Raw genomic sequence first — 17,730 nt, forward strand, 5'->3', positions numbered from 1 at the left:
TTCCGGTGGAAAGACGGCCAAGTCCGTCACCGACCCCAAAACCGGCGGGCCTGCCAATAGAAAAACCCGGCAGGAACAGCCTACCGGGTTTTTCGTGTTCTGATCCAGCGGCGTCTTACTTTGTAACGCCCGTGCTGGTGCCGGTGTCCGGAACGCCGGCAGCGGCCGGAGGCGTTGTACCAGCCGGAACATCGGCGACGCCCTTCTGGGCGGCCTGCAGGCTCTGCTGGTTCAGGCGATCAACTTCCGTTTCCTTGGCAGTGCCATACGTGCCGGCATGCTTGAAATCCTTGTGCGCATGGTGGGCGGCTGCCTTGGTATCACCATGCTTTGCAGCATCATGGGCTTGTGCAGGCAGACCCAGCATCGCCACACCGGCAGTCATGCCACCAGCAAAAATGAAAGCTTTCGTCAGACGATTCAGCATGGAAACCATCTCCTTGTAAGCAACCGGTCAGAGAATCCGACAGGAAGAGAACCCGATCCTACAGGCCGGGAACATTTTCAGCCCATCCATTCCCAAGGTGCAATTGGCTACATTGAGCGGGACAGGAACGATCGTATCGCATAACGCAACGATCCCCCTTCTGTTGCAAGAGAATCACTGAAAGATTACGAAAGCCATTCCTGATATGCTTGCGCCCGGATGATGCACCCAAAGCACATCCCCAAAGGGACGGATCTGGTGGCGCGACTGCAACGGTGACAAGATAAGTCGGTACGCAGACAAGGGATGTTCTCCACCCCGGTCAGGCGGAGTTGCGATGCAACGGCAGCTTCTCTATCTCTCGGTCTGCGGTCCGTGATGGGCTTGCGGCTTTTCCTTGGACTCATGCCGGTGAATGCTCATGACCGATAAACCCTCTCTGCGCATCCTGCTGGCTGGCCCGCGCGGCTTCTGCGCCGGTGTCGATCGCGCCATCCGCGTGGTGGAGGAAGCCCTGAAGCGCTATGGTGCGCCGGTTTATGTCCGTCATGAAATCGTCCATAACCGCTATGTGGTCGAAAGCCTTGAAAAGAAAGGCGCCATCTTCGTCGAGGAGCTGGAGGAAGTGCCGCCACATGCCCATGTGGTTTTCTCCGCCCATGGCGTCCCGAAATCCGTGCCCGCCGATGCCGAGGCGCGCGACCTGTCCTATCTTGATGCCACCTGCCCGCTGGTCAGCAAAGTGCATCGGGAAGCAGAGCGCCACTATGCCGGGGGCGGTCCCGATTCCCTGCATATCCTGATGATCGGCCATGCCGGACATCCGGAAGTGGTCGGCACCATGGGCCAGCTTCCCCCCGGCGCCATGACGCTGGTGCAGAATGCGGAAGAGGCTGAAGCTGTTCAGCCGCAGGATCCGCACAAGCTGGCCTTTATCACCCAGACGACCCTGTCCGTGGATGATACGGCCGAGATCGTCGCCGTGCTGCGCCGCCGCTTCCCGGATATCGAGGGGCCGAAGCGCGAGGATATCTGCTACGCCACCACCAACCGACAGGCTGCCGTCAAGGCAATTGCCGAGGATTCCGATCTGGTGCTGGTCATCGGCAGCCCCAACTCCTCCAACAGCCAGCGCCTGCGGGAGGTGGCGGAACGCGCCGGTGCGCCGCGCGCTATTCTGCTGCCCAATGCCAGCGCGCTGGACTGGACCGTATTGAACGACGTCAACTGCGTCGGGATCAGCGCCGGGGCCTCCGCTCCTGAACTGCTGGTTGACGAGCTACTGGACCGGCTGAGCGAACGCTATCATCTGGATATTGAGGAACGCCGCGTAACCCGTGAGGATGTGGTGTTCAAGCTGCCCGCGCCACTGTGCGACTGAACGACGCCTATTCCAGCCAACATTAAATTCTTCTCCTGAGGGTATGGCATGCCATACCCTGTACCCTTCTTATTTCTCTCCTGTTACAGGCCGCACCGCACCCATGGCCGTCTATACTGAAGTCACCGATGAGGCGCTGGCCGCGTTTCTGGCTGAATACGATATCGGCACTGCCGTGGCCTTTCGCGGAATCGCGGAAGGGGTAGAGAACAGCAATTACGTGCTGCGTACCACAGGCGGCGACTACATCCTGACGCTGTACGAAAAGCGGGTGGATCCGAACGATCTGCCATGGTTCCTGGGGCTGATGGAGCATCTTGCCGCACGCGGCATCACGTGCCCGCAGCCGGTGCGGGGCCGAGATGGGCAGGCTCTGCGCATGCTCTGTGGCCGTCACGCCGCCATAACCGGCTTCCTGCCTGGCGTTTGGCCGCGCAAGGTGCAGGGAGCACATTGTCATCCGGTCGGAGAGGTATTGGCGAAACTGCATGAAGCCGGAGCCGATTATACGCCGACTCGTCCCAATGCGCTGGGGCCTGAAGGCTGGCCTCCCCTTCTGGCCATCTGCCGCAGCCGTGCCGATGAAATCTCCCCCGGTCTGGGCGAGGAACTACAGAAGGCGCTGGACCGCGTGCTGGCGGCATGGCCGTCTGATCTGCTGACCGGTCATATCCATGCCGATCTGTTTCCCGACAATGTGTTTTTTCTGGATGACAGGCTTTCGGGCGTGATCGACTTTTATTTTGCCGCCACGGATGCTCTGGCATACGACATAGCCATTGCCCTGAACGCCTGGTGCTTCGAAAGCGATCATACCTACAATATCACCAAAGGCAGCGCCCTGCTACGTGGCTATAATGCCATCCGTACGCTGACGGAGGCAGAAAAAGCGGCTTTACCGGTGCTTTGTCAGGGAGCCGCGCTGCGTTTCGCACTGACGCGTCTGTTCGACTGGCTGAACACACCTCCGGGTGCCATGGTGACGCGCAAAGACCCGATGGATTACGTATATCGCCTGCGTTTCCATCTCTCTGCTCCCAATGCAGGTGCTTATGGCCTCTGACCAAACCACCATGGATACAATGCAGGGCGAGAGTAACATCGTCGAAATATGGACGGATGGGGGTTGCAAGCCCAATCCCGGTCCCGGTGGTTGGGCGGCGATCCTGCTCTATCGTGGCACCGAGAAGGAACTCTCCGGTTTCGACCCCGAGACCACTAATAACCGGATGGAGTTAACCGCCGCTGCCGCCGCGCTGGAGGCCCTGACCCGGCCCTGCAAGGTGGTGCTGAACACCGACAGCGAATATGTGCGCAACGGCATTACCCGCTGGAAAGATGGCTGGGTGCGTCGTAACTGGCGCAATGCATCGGGGGATCCCGTCGCCAACATGGATCTGTGGCGACGCCTGCTGGATGCCGCGGCCCGCCATGAGATCGACTGGCGCTGGGTCCGGGGGCATGCCGGCAACCCGATGAACGAACGTGCCGATCAACTGGCTACCAGGGCCCGTATGGAAGGCTGATCGCAGCGGCTACAGCATCGCCAGAATTTGCTCGGCCCGGCTGACATCGAAGCCACCCGGTGGTTCAATGGCCAGATGGGTGACAACCCCCTTCTCCACCACCATCGCAAAACGCTGGCTGCGCACGCCGAATCCCCGTGCCGTCAGGTCCAGCTCCAGCCCCAGCGCCCGGGTCAGCACGGCACTGCCATCGGCAAGCATCAGGATACGCTCCTCAACGCCCTGCTCTCTGGCCCATGCGCCCATCACGAACGGATCATTGACGGACAGGCAGGCAATGATATCGACGCCCTTCTGCTGAAAGGCTTCAAGGGCATTGAGATAACCGGGCAAGTGTTTCGCGCTGCATGTCGGCGTAAAAGCACCCGGCACGGCGAACAGAACCACTTTCTTATCCGCAAGCAGCGTTCCAGTCTCCACTTCCTTGGGACCGTCCGGCGTCGAGGCCATGACTTTGATGGCCGGAAAGACATCACCCGTTTTGATCGTCATGCCTGCTTTCAATCCCATGGTCATTGATCGATGCGACAAGAAATCCCGACGGCCCTTGGCCTGCCGAATCCCTGTTTTACGTCCGGTCTACAGAAGCGCAGAAGCAGCCTGTCTGCCAGCAAAATCGGCTCCAGCCCAGTTCGGGCAGACAGTCTGGGCTGATTGATGAATAGCATATCTTAACCTGTCGCTTGCAGGATCGGCCAAGATTGACAATCTATAGGGCATGAAAGACGAACAGCCCTCCCCTGATGACAACACCGCGCCATCCGTCGCGACAGCGGATACGCTTTCTTTGGCCGGACAGCTTCTGATCGCCATGCCCGGCATGGAGGATGAGCGCTTTACGCGGAGTGTGATCTATCTCTGCGCCCATTCCGGTGAGGGGGCGATGGGCATCATTATCAACCGCCCGGTCGATAAGCCGCGTTTTGATGATCTGCTCAGTCAGCTGGATACGCCACCTTCGCCGCCAATCCGCCGGATTGAGGTCATGGAAGGCGGTCCCATGGAAAGCGGACGTGGTTTTGTACTTCATACTGCTGATTGGTCGGGCGAAGGAACGTTGCCCGTTCAGAACGGCCTGTCGCTGACCGCCAGTCTGGATGTACTGAAAGCCATCGCCACAGGCGACGGGCCGAGTCATGGTTTTCTGGCACTGGGCTATGCCAGTTGGACCGCAGGACAGCTTGAGCGTGAATTGCAACAGAATGCATGGCTGTCCGCGCCAGCCAACCAGACGCTGATTTTCGAGACCGGTCCGGGGGACAGATGGAAAGGAGCCATGGCCCAGCTGAAAATTGATCCGAACCTGCTCTCTACCGAGGCCGGGCACGCCTGAAGTGCCGGGCGCGCCTGAAGTGATCATGGCGCAAAGCCAAAGCTCTTTTACCAGATGAAACGCGCCGTCATATAACGCGGGGCGTGCTCAGTCTGATTGAGGATTGAAACGGCACCCTCCTCCGGGCCATCGCTATGGGCGGCAACCTCCTGCCAATGGATGCCGCCCAGCACCCAGCACGCATCCAGCCCGACGGCACGGGCGCCTGCCATATCCGTGGCCAGCGAGTCCCCGATGGCCACGGCCTTTCCCCTCTCACAGTCAAGTGCAGCCATGACCGGCTCATAGACAGTCGCATCCGGCTTGCCGACGGAGCGCACGATTCCGCCAATCTCCGTATAGCGCCTGGCCAACGCACCGGCGCAGAGAATGGCGACGCCACCTTTGATGACTTTCATATCCGGATTGGCGCAGACCATCGGCAGCCCTGCCTCAAAACAGGCGGCAAGCTCGGCTTCGAACGGTTCGAGACTGGTTGGATCACGGTGATCATCCGGGCCGGTATTCAGACAGAATTCAGCCTGAGCGGGCGATGAGACCGGATCAAGCCCGCTGCCTTCCAAAAGGTTGCGATCCCGCTCCGGCCCCAGATGATAGACACGTCGGCCGAGAGCAGCGAAAAACGGATCATGCCGGGTCACAAGCAGGTCATGGGTGACCTCTCCGCTGGTCACGATCCCGTCATACAGATCATCCTTCACCCCCAGCATACGAAGTGCCGCGGCGGCAGAAGCGGCCCGCCGCGGAGCATTGGACAGCAGCACGATCCGCTTGCCGGCCTGCTTCAGGCGGCTCAATGCCTCCAGTGCTCCCGGATAAGGGGCCAGACCATCATGGATCACACCCCAGAGATCGACGATAAACCCCTGATAGCGCTCTGCCAGCGGCGCGATTCCGTCCAGATACAGCGTCACAGAACCATACCCTGCAAGGCTTTACCTCTGGCTGCGGCAATATCCCGATAGCCTCGTTCCTCCAGCAATGCCTGCGTTTCCTTCAGGATACGCGGCAACAGAGACGGCCCCTGCAAGGCAAAAGCGGAATAAAGCTGCACCATGGTCGCTCCATGCTCGATCTTGGCGAGCAGATCGGCACCACTGGCAACCCCCCCGCATCCCACCAGCGTCAGACGACCGGGGGCCAATTGTTCGCTCAGCAGCGCGGCACGGCCCAGCATTCTGGTCGAGGCTGCCAGCAAAGGTCTGCCGGATAAACCGCCCGCCTCCTCCGCATACGGGCTGCGCAACCCTTCGGGACGGGCAATCGTCGTATTGGAGATGATCAGACCATCAACCCCGGCCGCGATACAGCATCGCACCACCCCCTCCAGCCCTTCATCAGACAGGTCGGGCGCGATCTTGACCAGCAGAGGTGGCCTCTGCGGCACGGCACGGGTGATGGAGGCCAGAATAGCGGCCAGTTTTTCCTCTCCCTGCAGATCTCGCAAACCGGGCGTATTGGGGGAGGAAATATTGATGGTGATCGTATCGGCATAAGGGGCGACTGCTGCTGCCAGGTCGGCGTAATCAGTCTCCGGTTTGGCCCCTTCCTTGTTGATGCCGATATTCGCACCGATCGGCGCCGGATGGTGCTTCAATCGCTTCAGGCGGTCCAGAAAAACCGCAATCCCGTCATTGTTGAAACCCATCCGATTGATAACCGCCTGATCTTCGCACAGGCGAAATAAACGCGGGCGTGGATTGCCTGATTGCGGACGTGGGGTGACAGTCCCGGCCTCCACCCAGGCAAAACCCAGACGCAGCAGCGGCAGGACGGCACGGGCGTTTTTATCAAATCCTGCCGCCAGACCCAGTGGATGGGCAAAACGCTGGCCGAATGCGGACACAGCCAGCCGCGTATCATCCGGCATGCTCTGCCGCCCGGCCAGACCAAGCGACAGGACACTCAGCCCCCATTCATGGGCATGCTCCGCATCCATGCGACGCAATGCTGCAAATCCGGCCCGGCGGAGAAGATCAGTCAACATGATCCGCTTCTGCCGGAAAGCGGCCTGTCAGGAAAGAGGGACATGCGGCAACGTTGCCCGCCCAGCCAGAAGATCGTTTGCATCCCATGTCTGATGGGATGTTTTCATCATTCACACCCTTGCATTGAACAGCATAGAAGTGGCTATTCAGCGGCATGAGCAAGGCCTCTTCCTTTGTCTATGACGAACCCTATCTGGAAACCTGCTGCCGTTCCGCGCTCCACCGGCTGAGCCTGAGCGGAGCAGCGGGGCGACCGGACGGGCTGAAGGACGGGGCCTGTCTCCATCGCCTGCAGGCGATGGGCCTGGCCCAGCAGGAAAAAGATGGACAGTTTCGGATCACTCACGCAGGCGTCACCCGGCATAATAGTGAAGTGCTGAAACGACGCTGACTGTGATGCGTTCTGATTTTTATCAGTAACCGGATTTTCGAATTCTCTCTCCAGACCCAAATCTGGGGGAATATCCCTGTCCAGAGCAGGACTTCCTACATGAAACATGAGGATATCTGGCGCGCCATAGATACTCTGGCCGCCATCAAGGGCCTATCGACCTCCGGCCTCGCCAGACGGTCAGGGCTGGACGCGACAACGTTCAACCTGTCCAAACGGCAGATGCCGGATGGACGGCAACGCTGGCCGAGCACGGAAAGTATTTCCAAAATTCTTGTTGCGACCGGTGAATCGCTTAGTGCCTTCACGTCTCTGGTCAATGGCGCCGAGACCCTTTCCACAGACAGCGGACAGGATACCCACTATGGCAGGCGTATTCCGCTGTTCTCGCTGTCCGAATTACAGGACATTCCGATCAAGGGTGAAGGCCACACCTTTCCTTCCGCCCGGGATGAAACCAGCCTGCCAGATGTCGCAGACCGTGAAGCATATGGCATCGAAATCCACGATACCTCGCTGGCACCGCTTTTTCGAGAAGGGACTATCCTGATCGTCTCTCCCAATGCTCCGCTACGCCGAAGCGACAGGGTCATTGTTCGCCTGGCAGCCCATGACGGGAAACCACCCGAAACTGTGTTTGGTCATTTTTACAGACGCTCGGCACGCTGGATGGACATTTTTTCGCTGAGTGGCGACAAACCTGAGCGGAGTATTTCTTTAACTGCCTTGGTATGGATACACAGAATCGTGTGGGCCAGCCAATAGGAAATAGTTACAGAATGACACTCCTTCACGAGGGGTGTCTTGAACCAAAGGCTGGGTCATGGGTTTGCTGGTAGACGGGGTCTGGAAAACAGACTGGTATGATACAGCTTCTCATGATGGACGCTTCAAACGCGATGCATCATCTTTCAGAAACAGCATCGATCCGGCTGGCCCTTTTCCACCTGAAACGGGGCGTTATCATCTCTATGTTTCCCTTGCCTGCCCGTGGGCACACCGTACCCTGATCTACCGTGTGTTGAAGGGGTTGACGGAGGTTATTTCCGTTTCAGTTGTAAACTGGCTGATGGAAGATCACGGCTGGACTTTCGAGCAGGGCGAAGGAACCATACCGGATACTCTTTACGGTGCAGACTATCTGCACCAGATCTACACACGCGCGAAACCGGATTACTCAGGTCGGGTCACGGTGCCGGTGTTGTGGGACAAACAGCGCGAAACCATCGTGAACAACGAATCAGCGGAAATCATCAGATTTTTTGATGACGCCTTTGATTCGGTTGCAAAACACCAGGTTCATTTCTACCCCCCTGACTACAGGGATGACATTGATGCACTGAATGCGCGTATCTACGACACGGTCAATAATGGTGTTTACAAGGCTGGATTTGCCACGACCCAGCACGCCTATGAAGAAGCCGTATATCCGCTTTTCGCCACGCTGGACTGGCTGGAAGACCGCCTGTCCCGACAGAATTTTCTCTGTGGTAATCGGGTCACAGAAGCAGACTGGCGGCTGTTTACCACACTGATCCGTTTCGATTCCGTCTATGTTGGACATTTCAAATGTAATATTCGTCGCCTGAGCGACTATCCGGAGCTTCTGGATTATACGCGGGCGCTCTACCAAGTGCCGGGTATTGCCGATACGGTAAACTTCACCCACATCAAGCGGCATTATTACATGAGCCACCGAACCATTAACCCTGCCGGCATAGTACCGGTCGGGCCAGAGCTGCAACTGACGGTTCCAGCCCGGCGCGATGCGGCAGGAGCCATCAGACCGTGACAGTGACCGGGATCGGGGCAGGCCAGATCGACAGACTTGCCCTGAAAGACGCACTTGAAAACGCCATTCACGCAGCCCCGGAGGATAAAACCCTTCTCCGCCGCTATTTCGATGTACTGGGCGAGATTTCAGCAACCTATCAGGGGCCGCTGACGGTCCATCTGCCGGGCACTGCCCACGCAATTCGTATTCGGTGCGGAACGGATGACAGCGCCATTTGCCGGGGCATTTTCCTGGATGGCTGGTACGATCATGCCCTGCCCGCTTCACCGCGCCATATTCTGGATCTGGGCGCCCATGCAGGCTTCGCAGCGATCTATTTCGCGAATCGTTACCCGGATGCGCATATTCTCTGTGTCGAGGCGGATACAGCCCATTATCGCGCCCTGCTGATGAACACATTGCCTTACCCCAGGATTGCGCATCTACATGGCGCAGTTTCCGCAGCGTCCGGCTGGGCCAGCCCCATGGATATCGGCAGAGACCGTCAATCCCGCGATGGGTGGCAACGTTTCACGGTAGAGGGGGAGACTCTCTCGGTTGGTGGTCAGCCATCCGGGGGGAGACTGCGCGCCTATGGAGTCATGCAGATCCTGAATCAATTTGGATGGAAAAGCGCCGACACCATCAAATGCGCCCTGTCAGGAGATGAGGCCGCCTTGTTTTCCGCTTCCACCTCCCCATGGCTTGATTCAGTGACCGCCCTGCTGATTTCGCGCCGCAAGGCCGACGCACCCCTGGATGTTCTGAATGCCATGACAGATGCCGAACTCTTTGAACCCGTTCAGGGAGAGGGCGTCACGATGCTCCGACGGCTGGGGGCGGGACATTCTGACGCTCGTCTGGCTCCGGTCAGGCTGATTGAGGCCGGAACGCTTCGACCCGTCCTATGGGATGGCACGGAACCCGCTCTGTCGCAGAGCTGCTTTCTGGATGATCAGGCCGTTCTGATCCAGGCTGGTCCCATGGGAGCCACCCCGACCAGCCTGACAATCAGAGGCGATTTCAGCGGCCAAAGCCGGCTTGGCGGTATCATCGCATCGTCGGGAGATCCCAACAGCATAGCCCAGTTGTCCATGACCATCAGGCGCGTCAAGGATCAGGCCGTTCTGCTGGAAACCGAGTTGCGTCTGCCTGCCGGACAGCAAACTGCATGGAAGGTTACCACCCCTCTGATGCAAGGTCTGCACGACATCCGGTTTTCACTGGAGAATGCGGCGGATTCCTCTCCCGACCAGGCGGCCTGCATCAGGCTGAGCCATCTGATAGCGGATATAGCCTGACCTATGCCGGCCCGGTCCACACTGCCTCCTGCCCCACCTCATGCAGAGCGGGCAGCATGGCCGGTTTACCCCGTGGAACCAGAGATCAAGGCGCGTGTCACAAGCGCCATGCCCGCCCTTGCCGCCTCACTGGACCGGGAAGTCGACCGGATATGGCAATCAGCGCTTCAGCGCACCGGCGGCAGACTGTTCAATGGCCAGGTGTTCAGCGCCGATGATCTGACACCCACCCTGCTGACCGGGCATATGACGGAATTTCGCCGCATTGTCGCCCAGATGGAGCGCCCTGATCTCTATGAGGCCCTCCACGTCAGGCCCCTGGCTGTGTGCGCTTCCGTCCTGGCACGTCCGGAAGCAAGGCCCGAAGAAGGCGGCATCATCATCGGGCGACGGGCAGGTCATTCAGTCTATCAGGCTGGATACTGGCAGACACCCCCCGCCGGCAGTGTAGATGCGGGGGCCTTGCTGCCTGACGGCTGTCTGGATCTGCGTGGACAGTTGATGAAGGAGCTACAGGAGGAACTGGGTATCCCTCCGGCTGCCGTGACGGAGTGCGTTCCCTTGCTGATGATCGAGCATCCAGACAGCCATGTGCTGGATATAGGCCACCGCATGGTGGTCAATCTGACTGCATCCCAGGTGCAGGAAACCCATCGGTCTCTGGCTGATGATGAATATGACCCGGTCCTGATCCTGAAGCTGCCGGAACTGGAAGCCACCCTCCATGCTCTGGGCGGCGTTCTATCACCGCCATCCCGTGCCATCATGCAGGCCAGCCACTGGTTTGATGAAAAAATCTGAATTTTTTTGATCTGTCCAGAATATACGAGATTATATCTCGCAATAATAAGATCATCTCGGTAAAACACCAAAAATTTAGCCCTAAAATCCTAGGATTTTAGGTTTTTAGTCCTTTATTTTTTCTTTTCCCTGTTCCGTGACTTATCGCACCTATCCAGTCCTCACTGCGATGGCATCTTGGGAAGCAAATAAAACATCATCTTCAAATAAGAAAAAACAGTCGATAAATATTGATAAAAATATAGCCGCCACAAATCTGCCCTAATTCCTGCCATATTTCCAATGATGAGTCATTTGGACTGGACACGATGTCTCTGCGTCTGCTAGTCAGGCTCCACCACGATGAAGGGATAGATTATATCCCTACCCTCCGGTCAGGTTTTTATCCTGCCGAGCACCATTGTGCACGTCTGTGGCGTGCGCGTTCTTTGTGTTTGGCGTTTCGGTGCGGTGCGTTCCGGAGCGTCCCGATCAGGAGCAGGCGATGCGCCACCTACGTAAACGAGGCTTCCATGCCTTGTTAAGTTCAGCTTTGGTCTTTGGGACCACCAGTCAGGCTTTCGCGACCACCCATCGATCGGCCCATCACGCTTCCATGCGGCACATTTCCCACCACGTCAGCACACATCGTTCGATTTATGCTGCCGAAACCGTTACCGCCGATGATCTTAACAGTGGTGAACTGGGCAAGTTCAATACAGCCAACGGTTTTTCTGCTTCCGGTAGCATTCAGCCTTCTTCAACAGCCCAGACCCGTCATGCCATTTCTCTGCAAGGCACCATCGCCGGGCAGGATGTGCAACCCAAACCAATTGAGACCGGAGTTGCCTCCTGGTACGGCAAGAAATTCCGGGGCCGCGTTTCCGCCGATGGAACCGTTTTTGACGAACATAGTCTGACCGCGGCGCATCGCTGGCTGCCGCTCGGCTCCAAGGTACGCGTCACGCTGGCCGACAGCAGTCGCTACGTCGATGTCACCATTACTGATCGCCCTGGCACACGCAAACGTATTATCGACCTTTCCAAAGGTGCCGCCGCAGAACTGGGCATTATCAGCCAGGGCACAGCCAAAGTTACTTTAAGCCAGCTCTAAGCATCTACGATTCCTGTATCCATGCGGCCTTTCAGCCTGTTTATCCGTATACTTCACCGCTTTCAGGTCATGAGACCTTCTGTTTCGCTGGTTCTCCTTGCTCTCTCGGCCTGCGCAAGCACGGCGGGCGGAGGATATACCAAACGCCTGACCGGCCAAACCGTCCCGACGGGCCCCGGCCATGCAGGGGACCGCTGCGCCGCACCTTCCAGTGCAACGCTGGTCATTGATCGCTCATCCCGCCGCTTTACCTTTGCTCCGGCCGATGGCGCCCTGCGCCTGTCCGGTCTCGTCGGCGCAAACGGGTCCATTCAGGCAAGCACCAATACCCAACCGCCGGGCAAAGCGCCCTATATCGTGACGCTGCAGGGTGTGCTGGGAAAGGACAGCTTCAACGGGACCTATGAAACGCCGCTCTGTCTGTCTGCCGTCGCCCTGAAAACCAGTGACGGGCTTGGCATCATATTGGCTGCTCCAGACAATGCGCTGGGTCTCTGACAGGACATTTCCCTTGGGGCGGCGGCTCGACATTCAGCAGATGTCGTGACGAAAAGAGGGTTTAATGACCCAGAGGGCAACGCACAACAGGTCCGTAAGAACACTGTAAGCGCTGAAAAATATCCTTATGCAGCCCATCGGAACTAAATGGCGGGGCATGCCGCCCATAATAATGCTGCCATAAAGCACGCAGACGGCCACAACTGGCACATCCTATGCACACCCATGCATCCGTACAACCTGCATCCGTACAAAACGGACAGGATGCTGTTCGATTGCCAATTTCCCGAAATACCGCGCGTCAGGCAGCCTGCATGCGGTAATCCGTAAAACAGATTATTCTCTGATTTCATAATAAGACTATTTTCATTGAAGGGCCGCCATGAGCATCGTCCCGCTGAACTCTGCATCAGGATTACGGGTTTTTCCCGTCCTTGCGATCCTTGTTTCCGTCCTCGCCTGGTTCTGGCCGGAGCCTTTTGCCGTAGCCCTGCCCTGGATCAGCCCATTGCTCGCGCTGGTCATGCTGGCCATGGGGATTACGCTCACCCTTGATGATTTCCGCAGGCTGGCCACCCGCCCCGCCCCGGTTCTGGCAGGGCTTGGGCTGCATTACCTGATCATGCCGTTGGCCGCACTGGGGATTGCCCGGCTGCTGCACCTGCCGCCCGATCTGACAGCCGGTATGATCCTGACCGGCAGTGTCGCCAGCGGAACTGCCTCTACCGTCATGGTCTATCTGTCAGGCGGAGAAGTCGCTCTCTCCGTCACGATCAGCGCCTGCTCAACCCTTGTCGGGGTTGCCATGACGCCGCTGCTGACCTGGCTTTATACCTCCTCGACGATTCCGATTGATTATGGAGCGATGTTGCTCAGCATCGTGGAGATCGTGCTGTTGCCGGTCGGGCTTGGGCTGCTGCTGCGGCAGACAATGCCCGCCATGATCGCACGGGTGGAGCCGGGCCTGCCGATCCTGTGCATGGCCGCCGTGATCATCATTATCGGCGCAATCGTCTCTGCGGTTCCCGACAATACCTTGACCGAGGCCGCGCCGATGATTCTGGCGGTCGCGATGCACAATACCACCGGGCTGCTCGGCGGCTATTTCGGAGGCCGCCTGCTCGGTTTCAATGAAGCTGTCTGCCGGACGCTGGCGCTGGAAGTCGGCATGCAGAATTCCGGCCTCGCAGCGACCCTGGCGCGGCTTTATATTTCCTCCAGCGCCGCCATTCCGGGTGTTTTTTTCTCGATCTGGCACAATTTGTCCGGTTCGCTGCTGGCTGGATACTGGTCCCGCCATCCTGCCTCACTTTCAACCCGGCAAGAGCCTCCGGCACGGCACACGTCGTTTTCTGAAAGATGAATGTCGGTTTTTACATTGCATGGCCGCATCAATCCGGCAGACGATATGGTCTGGAAAAAGGTCTGCACCGTGGGAGGCATTCTCCCCTGAGCGGCATACAGCCCTCCATGACCAAAACGGCAGGGAAGGACATACACCGTGGCAAGCCATACCGCGACCGCAGGTGGGGAGCGGCATCGTTTCGATGACCTGACATCCGTTCTCGCCGCTGCCTCCCCCCTCCGCTCGGGGGATGAGCTGGCCGGGCTGGCTGCTTCAAGCGATGCGCAGCGTGTGGCGGCACGGTTTATTCTGGCTGATCTGCCGCTGCGCAGTTTTCTGAACGAAGTCGTCGTGCCGTATGAGACCGATGAAGTCACCCGCCTGATCATCGACACGCATGATGCAGCCGCCTTTGCCCCGATTGCGCATCTGACTGTGGGCGGATTTCGTGAATGGCTGCTTTCCCACGAAACCGATGAAGCTGCCCTGGCCGCTGTCGCCCCCGGTATCACACCGGAAATGGCTGCCGCCGTCTGTAAATTGATGCGCAATCAGGATCTGATCGCAGTGGCGCGTAAATGCCGTGTGATCGCCGGATTCCGTAATACGCTGGGGCTGGAGGGACGACTGGCGACAAGGCTACAACCCAATCATCCCACCGATGATCTGCGCGGTATCGCCGCTGCCACATTGGACGGACTGCTCTATGGCACTGGCGATGCGGTCATCGGCATCAACCCGGCCAGCGACAATGTGCCAAACTGCATTGCCCTGCTGGAAATGCTGGACGAACTGCGTCAACGCTACAGCATCCCCACCCAAAGCTGCGTGCTGACGCATGTTACCAATGCATTGGAGATCATGAAACGCGGTGCGCCGGTCGATCTGGTGTTCCAGTCCATCGCCGGGACCGAAGCCGCCAATCGCGGCTTCGGGATAGACCTTGCGATCCTGCGAGAATCTCATGATGCCGCCCTGTCCCTGAAACGCGGCACGGTCGGTCAGAACGTGATGTATTTCGAAACCGGACAGGGGGCTGCACTCTCTGCCGATGCGCATCACGGGCTGGATCAGCAGACGGTGGAAACCCGGGCCTATGCCGTGGCCCGCGCCTTCAACCCGCTGCTGGTCAATACCGTGGTCGGCTTTATCGGCCCCGAATATCTGTATGATGGCAAGCAGATCATCCGTGCCGGGCTGGAGGATCATTTTTGCGGTAAGCTGCTCGGTCTGCCGATGGGATGCGACGTTTGCTACACCAACCATGCCGAGGCCGATCAGGACGATATGGATACGCTGATGACCTTGCTGACCGTGGCGGGTGTCACCTTCCTGATCGCCGTGCCGGGTGCGGATGACGTGATGCTGAACTATCAGAGCCTCTCTTTTCATGACGCGCTGTATCTGCGCTCGGTTCTGGGCGTAAAGGCCGCACCGGAATTCGAGACATGGCTGGAACAGATGGATCTGAAAGACCGGAGCGGACGCATGCGCGCTCTGCCTCCGCAGGATGATCGCGTGCTGCGCCTGATTGCGGAGGCAGCCTCTCATGGTTGAAAAATCGTCCGGGAACCCGCCTGACCACACGACCACGCCTGCCATCGATCCATGGGCGAGACTGCGGGCCGCCACCAGCGCCAGAATTGGTCTGGGACGGGCGGGGGACGCCATGCGCACGCGGGATGTGCTGGATTTTCAGCTCGCCCATGCGCGCGCCAGGGATGCCGTGCATACACCGCTGGATACCGCAGCCCTTCAGGCGGCACTGGCCCCACGCGAAACTATTCTGGTGCAAGCCGATGTCGACAGCCGCAGCACCTATCTCCGCCGTCCCGATCTCGGGCGGCGTCTTTCACCCGACTGTACAAATGTGTTGCAGAAAGGGGATTGGGATGTGGTGTTCGTCATCGCCGATGGTCTTTCCTCCACCGCCGTGCAGGTGCATGCGGCCCCATTTCTGCAACAGGTGATCACGCTTCTGCCCGGATGGCGCATCGCCCCTGTCGTGATCGCCACGCAGGCACGGGTAGCGCTGGGGGATGATATTGGCGAGCGGATCGGCGCAAAGCTCTGCGCGCTCCTGGTCGGGGAGCGACCGGGCCTGACCGCCGCCGACAGTCTCGGTGTTTATCTGACCTATGATCCCAAACGGGGACGGCGCGATTCCGAACGCAACTGCATCTCCAACATTCATGGCGGTGGTCTGTCTTATGCGACCGCCGCGGACAAGCTCACCTGGTTGATGAGCGAGGCACGCAGCCGCAAGCTGACCGGTGTGGCACTGAAGGATGACCCCCTTCTGCCGGGAGCAGCCGTCCCAACCACCCTTTCCGCCGATCCGCCCGGCTGACGGTTTGCCTACCCGGATCAGAGTGCTCTCATCACTATGATCCGCAAAAACAGCGCAGAAAGCGCTCGTTTTAAAACGTCATCACGCCGACGATTTCAAACAGTTGCTTCATGAAACGTTCCACTTAAGAAAGAATCATCCATGGCTTCTCCCTCCTCTTCTCCCCCTCCCTCGGTCCCCACCCTCAACAAAAGCCTGAATGTTTTCCACTTGTGGGGCATTGCCGTCGGGCTGGTTATTTCCGGCGAGTATTTCGGCTGGAGCTATGGCTGGGCCGCTGCCGGGACGCTGGGCTTTTTGATCACCACGCTGGTGATCGCCACCATGTATACCGCCTTCATCTTCAGCTTTACCGAACTGACCACCGCCATTCCGCAGGCAGGCGGCCCGTTTGCTTACAGCTATCGCGCTTTCGGCCCGACGGGCGGGTTCATTGCCGGTTTTGCGACGCTGATTGAATTCCTGTTCGCCCCTCCGGCCATTTCACTGGCCATCGGTGCCTATTTGCATGTGCAGTTCCAGACGCTGGATCCAAAAATAGCTGCGCTCGGTGCCTATGCGGTGTTCATCGCGCTGAATGTGATTGGCGTCACCATTGCGGCAACCTTCGAGCTTGTGATCACCCTCCTCGCCATTGGCGAGTTGCTAGTGTTCATGGGTGTCGTCTCACCCGGTTTTTCATGGAGCAATTTCACCCATAATGGCTGGGCAGGAAGCGATCATTTTTCCAGCACCACGCTTGGCGGCATCTTTGCGGCAACGCCCTTCGCCATCTGGTTCTTTCTGGCCATTGAGGGCGTGGCTATGGCTGCCGAGGAAGCCAAAAATCCTCGCCGTACCATTCCCATCGCCTATATCGCCGGGATCGTGACGCTGGTCCTGCTGGCTTTCGGCGTCATGCTGTTCGCAGGTGCCAGCGGCGACTGGAGCAAGCTCAGCAATCTGAATGACCCTCTGCCGCAAGCCATGCGTTTCGTGGTCGGGGATCACAGCGGCTGGCTGCATATGCTGGTCTGGCTGGGTCTGTTCGGCCTGATTGCATCCTTCCACGGAATCATTATGGGGTATGCACGACAGATTTTCGCCCTGGCCCGCGCCGGGTTCCTGCCGCATTTTCTCGGCCGGGTCCATCCGCGCTTCCATACCCCTTATATTGCCACCATCGCCGGGGGTATCGTCGGCGTGGCCGCGATTTACAGCGATAATCTGATCGTGATTGCGGGTCAGTCGCTGACCACCACCATCGTGACCATGTCTGCTTTCGGTGCGCTGACCATGTATATTATGAGCATGGCCAGCCTGTTCCGCCTTCGTCGTACAGAACCGGATATGCCACGCAGCTATACGGCACCGCTCTATCCTGTCCTGCCCGCACTGGCTTTGGGGCTGGCAGTTCTGGCACTGGCCGTCATGATTTTCTACAATATCGAGATATTCATGATCTTCGCCGCGATCATGCTGTTCGCAACCGGGCTGTTCTTCGTCCTTGCCCGCCCGACCATAGCGGCAGCACTCCGCTAAG

Annotated in this window: 19 protein-coding genes; 15 read left to right on the forward strand and 4 right to left on the reverse strand. The window is 58.5% G+C overall.

The features are described 5' to 3' along the window. Window positions 1–115: 115 nt before the first annotated feature. Window positions 116–427, reverse strand: coding sequence for a hypothetical protein (locus GbCGDNIH6_RS09335; RefSeq protein WP_125911037.1), 312 nt, complete (start codon window positions 425–427; stop codon window positions 116–118). A gap of 415 nt (window positions 428–842) precedes the next feature. Here GbCGDNIH6_RS09335 and ispH point away from each other — a divergent pair, with 415 nt between their 5' ends. The 3 genes from ispH to rnhA all read left to right on the forward strand — a co-directional run bounded on the left by ispH (window position 843) and on the right by rnhA (window position 3,334). Beyond that, window positions 843–1,808, forward strand: coding sequence for a 4-hydroxy-3-methylbut-2-enyl diphosphate reductase (gene ispH, locus GbCGDNIH6_RS09340; protein WP_072563676.1), 966 nt, complete (start codon window positions 843–845; stop codon window positions 1,806–1,808). 103 nt (window positions 1,809–1,911) lie between these two features. Continuing rightward, window positions 1,912–2,871: a homoserine kinase gene (locus GbCGDNIH6_RS09345; RefSeq protein ID WP_072563677.1), complete on the forward strand. Its 960-nt coding sequence runs from the start codon at window positions 1,912–1,914 to the stop codon at window positions 2,869–2,871. Then, window positions 2,861–3,334 carry a ribonuclease HI gene (rnhA, locus tag GbCGDNIH6_RS09350; RefSeq protein WP_072563678.1) on the forward strand — a complete coding sequence of 158 codons (474 nt, stop codon included), beginning with the start codon at window positions 2,861–2,863 and terminating at the stop codon, window positions 3,332–3,334. Before GbCGDNIH6_RS09345 ends, rnhA begins: the two co-directional genes overlap by 11 nt. A 9-nt stretch (window positions 3,335–3,343) precedes the next feature. Here rnhA and GbCGDNIH6_RS09355 read toward each other — a convergent pair whose 3' ends face one another. Then, window positions 3,344–3,826 (reverse strand): peroxiredoxin, encoded by a 483-nt coding sequence (locus tag GbCGDNIH6_RS09355; protein WP_072564500.1) that lies wholly within the window; start codon window positions 3,824–3,826, stop codon window positions 3,344–3,346. Window positions 3,827–4,052: 226 nt separating this feature from the next. Here GbCGDNIH6_RS09355 and GbCGDNIH6_RS09360 point away from each other — a divergent pair, with 226 nt between their 5' ends. After that, window positions 4,053–4,667: a YqgE/AlgH family protein gene (locus tag GbCGDNIH6_RS09360; RefSeq protein WP_095413409.1), complete on the forward strand. Its 615-nt coding sequence runs from the start codon at window positions 4,053–4,055 to the stop codon at window positions 4,665–4,667. Between the two features lie 47 nt (window positions 4,668–4,714). On the opposite strand, the gene GbCGDNIH6_RS09365 is transcribed toward GbCGDNIH6_RS09360, so the two are convergent. Together GbCGDNIH6_RS09365 and GbCGDNIH6_RS09370 are read right to left on the reverse strand one after the other, a co-directional pair. Then, the gene (locus GbCGDNIH6_RS09365) at window positions 4,715–5,581 is read right to left on the reverse strand and encodes a TIGR01459 family HAD-type hydrolase (protein ID WP_072563679.1); all 867 of its coding nucleotides are present in this window, start codon (window positions 5,579–5,581) and stop codon (window positions 4,715–4,717) included. Continuing rightward, window positions 5,578–6,654: a quinone-dependent dihydroorotate dehydrogenase gene (locus GbCGDNIH6_RS09370; RefSeq protein ID WP_072563680.1), complete on the reverse strand. Its 1,077-nt coding sequence runs from the start codon at window positions 6,652–6,654 to the stop codon at window positions 5,578–5,580. The genes GbCGDNIH6_RS09365 and GbCGDNIH6_RS09370 overlap by 4 nt, the downstream gene beginning before the upstream one ends. Window positions 6,655–6,809: 155 nt before the next feature. On the opposite strand from GbCGDNIH6_RS09370, the gene GbCGDNIH6_RS09375 reads away from it, so the two are divergent. The 11 genes from GbCGDNIH6_RS09375 to eat all read left to right on the forward strand — a co-directional run bounded on the left by GbCGDNIH6_RS09375 (window position 6,810) and on the right by eat (window position 17,729). Continuing rightward, a complete protein-coding gene (locus GbCGDNIH6_RS09375; protein WP_072563681.1) occupies window positions 6,810–7,046 on the forward strand; it encodes a hypothetical protein in 237 nt (78 codons plus the stop codon). Window positions 7,047–7,145: 99 nt separating this feature from the next. Then, a complete protein-coding gene (locus GbCGDNIH6_RS09380) occupies window positions 7,146–7,811 on the forward strand; it encodes a S24 family peptidase (protein ID WP_072563682.1) in 666 nt (221 codons plus the stop codon). A 58-nt stretch (window positions 7,812–7,869) separates the two neighbouring features. Next, window positions 7,870–8,838 carry a glutathione S-transferase family protein gene (locus GbCGDNIH6_RS09385; protein ID WP_072563683.1) on the forward strand — a complete coding sequence of 323 codons (969 nt, stop codon included), beginning with the start codon at window positions 7,870–7,872 and terminating at the stop codon, window positions 8,836–8,838. Beyond that, complete coding sequence (locus GbCGDNIH6_RS09390; RefSeq protein ID WP_072563684.1) at window positions 8,835–10,121, forward strand: class I SAM-dependent methyltransferase; 1,287 nt, start codon at window positions 8,835–8,837, stop codon at window positions 10,119–10,121. Before GbCGDNIH6_RS09385 ends, GbCGDNIH6_RS09390 begins: the two co-directional genes overlap by 4 nt. A 3-nt stretch (window positions 10,122–10,124) precedes the next feature. After that, window positions 10,125–10,922 (forward strand): mutator mutT family protein, encoded by a 798-nt coding sequence (locus GbCGDNIH6_RS09395; RefSeq protein WP_072563685.1) that lies wholly within the window; start codon window positions 10,125–10,127, stop codon window positions 10,920–10,922. A gap of 484 nt (window positions 10,923–11,406) precedes the next feature. Beyond that, a complete protein-coding gene (locus GbCGDNIH6_RS09400; RefSeq protein ID WP_198355746.1) occupies window positions 11,407–12,015 on the forward strand; it encodes a septal ring lytic transglycosylase RlpA family protein in 609 nt (202 codons plus the stop codon). Between the two features lie 69 nt (window positions 12,016–12,084). Beyond that, window positions 12,085–12,513, forward strand: coding sequence for a hypothetical protein (locus GbCGDNIH6_RS09405; RefSeq protein ID WP_157692407.1), 429 nt, complete (start codon window positions 12,085–12,087; stop codon window positions 12,511–12,513). Between the two features lie 382 nt (window positions 12,514–12,895). Next, entirely contained in the window at window positions 12,896–13,876 is a 981-nt protein-coding gene (gene panS, locus GbCGDNIH6_RS09410; RefSeq protein WP_072563687.1) for a ketopantoate/pantoate/pantothenate transporter PanS, read from the forward strand. 138 nt (window positions 13,877–14,014) lie between these two features. Then, window positions 14,015–15,415 (forward strand): ethanolamine ammonia-lyase subunit EutB, encoded by a 1,401-nt coding sequence (locus GbCGDNIH6_RS09415; RefSeq protein ID WP_072563688.1) that lies wholly within the window; start codon window positions 14,015–14,017, stop codon window positions 15,413–15,415. Next, complete coding sequence (gene eutC, locus GbCGDNIH6_RS09420; protein ID WP_072563689.1) at window positions 15,408–16,208, forward strand: ethanolamine ammonia-lyase subunit EutC; 801 nt, start codon at window positions 15,408–15,410, stop codon at window positions 16,206–16,208. The genes GbCGDNIH6_RS09415 and eutC overlap by 8 nt, the downstream gene beginning before the upstream one ends. Before the next feature lie 141 nt (window positions 16,209–16,349). Then, complete coding sequence (gene eat / locus GbCGDNIH6_RS09425) at window positions 16,350–17,729, forward strand: ethanolamine permease (protein WP_072563690.1); 1,380 nt, start codon at window positions 16,350–16,352, stop codon at window positions 17,727–17,729. The last annotated feature ends 1 nt before the right edge of the window (window position 17,730 follow it).

Source organism: Granulibacter bethesdensis (assembly GCF_001889525.1).
Taxonomy (GTDB): Bacteria; Pseudomonadota; Alphaproteobacteria; order Acetobacterales; family Acetobacteraceae; genus Granulibacter; species Granulibacter bethesdensis_C.

What these genes read in the sequence shown, in the direction of transcription:
- ispH (WP_072563676.1), top strand. Translation starts at nt 843, where the DNA reads ATGCTCATGACCGATAAACCCTCTCTGCGCATCCTGCTGGCTGGCCCG.
- GbCGDNIH6_RS09360 (WP_095413409.1), top strand. Translation starts at nt 4,053, where the DNA reads ATGAAAGACGAACAGCCCTCCCCTGATGACAACACCGCGCCATCCGTC.
- GbCGDNIH6_RS09405 (WP_157692407.1), top strand. Translation starts at nt 12,085, where the DNA reads ATGAGACCTTCTGTTTCGCTGGTTCTCCTTGCTCTCTCGGCCTGCGCA.
- GbCGDNIH6_RS09355 (WP_072564500.1), bottom strand. Translation starts at nt 3,826, where the DNA reads ATGACGATCAAAACGGGTGATGTCTTTCCGGCCATCAAAGTCATGGCC.
- GbCGDNIH6_RS09380 (WP_072563682.1), top strand. Translation starts at nt 7,146, where the DNA reads ATGAAACATGAGGATATCTGGCGCGCCATAGATACTCTGGCCGCCATC.
- GbCGDNIH6_RS09375 (WP_072563681.1), top strand. Translation starts at nt 6,810, where the DNA reads ATGAGCAAGGCCTCTTCCTTTGTCTATGACGAACCCTATCTGGAAACC.
- GbCGDNIH6_RS09400 (WP_198355746.1), top strand. Translation starts at nt 11,407, where the DNA reads ATGCGCCACCTACGTAAACGAGGCTTCCATGCCTTGTTAAGTTCAGCT.
- eutC (WP_072563689.1), top strand. Translation starts at nt 15,408, where the DNA reads ATGGTTGAAAAATCGTCCGGGAACCCGCCTGACCACACGACCACGCCT.
- GbCGDNIH6_RS09335 (WP_125911037.1), bottom strand. Translation starts at nt 427, where the DNA reads ATGCTGAATCGTCTGACGAAAGCTTTCATTTTTGCTGGTGGCATGACT.
- panS (WP_072563687.1), top strand. Translation starts at nt 12,896, where the DNA reads ATGAGCATCGTCCCGCTGAACTCTGCATCAGGATTACGGGTTTTTCCC.
- GbCGDNIH6_RS09385 (WP_072563683.1), top strand. Translation starts at nt 7,870, where the DNA reads ATGGGTTTGCTGGTAGACGGGGTCTGGAAAACAGACTGGTATGATACA.
- GbCGDNIH6_RS09345 (WP_072563677.1), top strand. Translation starts at nt 1,912, where the DNA reads ATGGCCGTCTATACTGAAGTCACCGATGAGGCGCTGGCCGCGTTTCTG.
- GbCGDNIH6_RS09370 (WP_072563680.1), bottom strand. Translation starts at nt 6,654, where the DNA reads ATGTTGACTGATCTTCTCCGCCGGGCCGGATTTGCAGCATTGCGTCGC.
- eat (WP_072563690.1), top strand. Translation starts at nt 16,350, where the DNA reads ATGGCTTCTCCCTCCTCTTCTCCCCCTCCCTCGGTCCCCACCCTCAAC.
- rnhA (WP_072563678.1), top strand. Translation starts at nt 2,861, where the DNA reads ATGGCCTCTGACCAAACCACCATGGATACAATGCAGGGCGAGAGTAAC.
- GbCGDNIH6_RS09395 (WP_072563685.1), top strand. Translation starts at nt 10,125, where the DNA reads ATGCCGGCCCGGTCCACACTGCCTCCTGCCCCACCTCATGCAGAGCGG.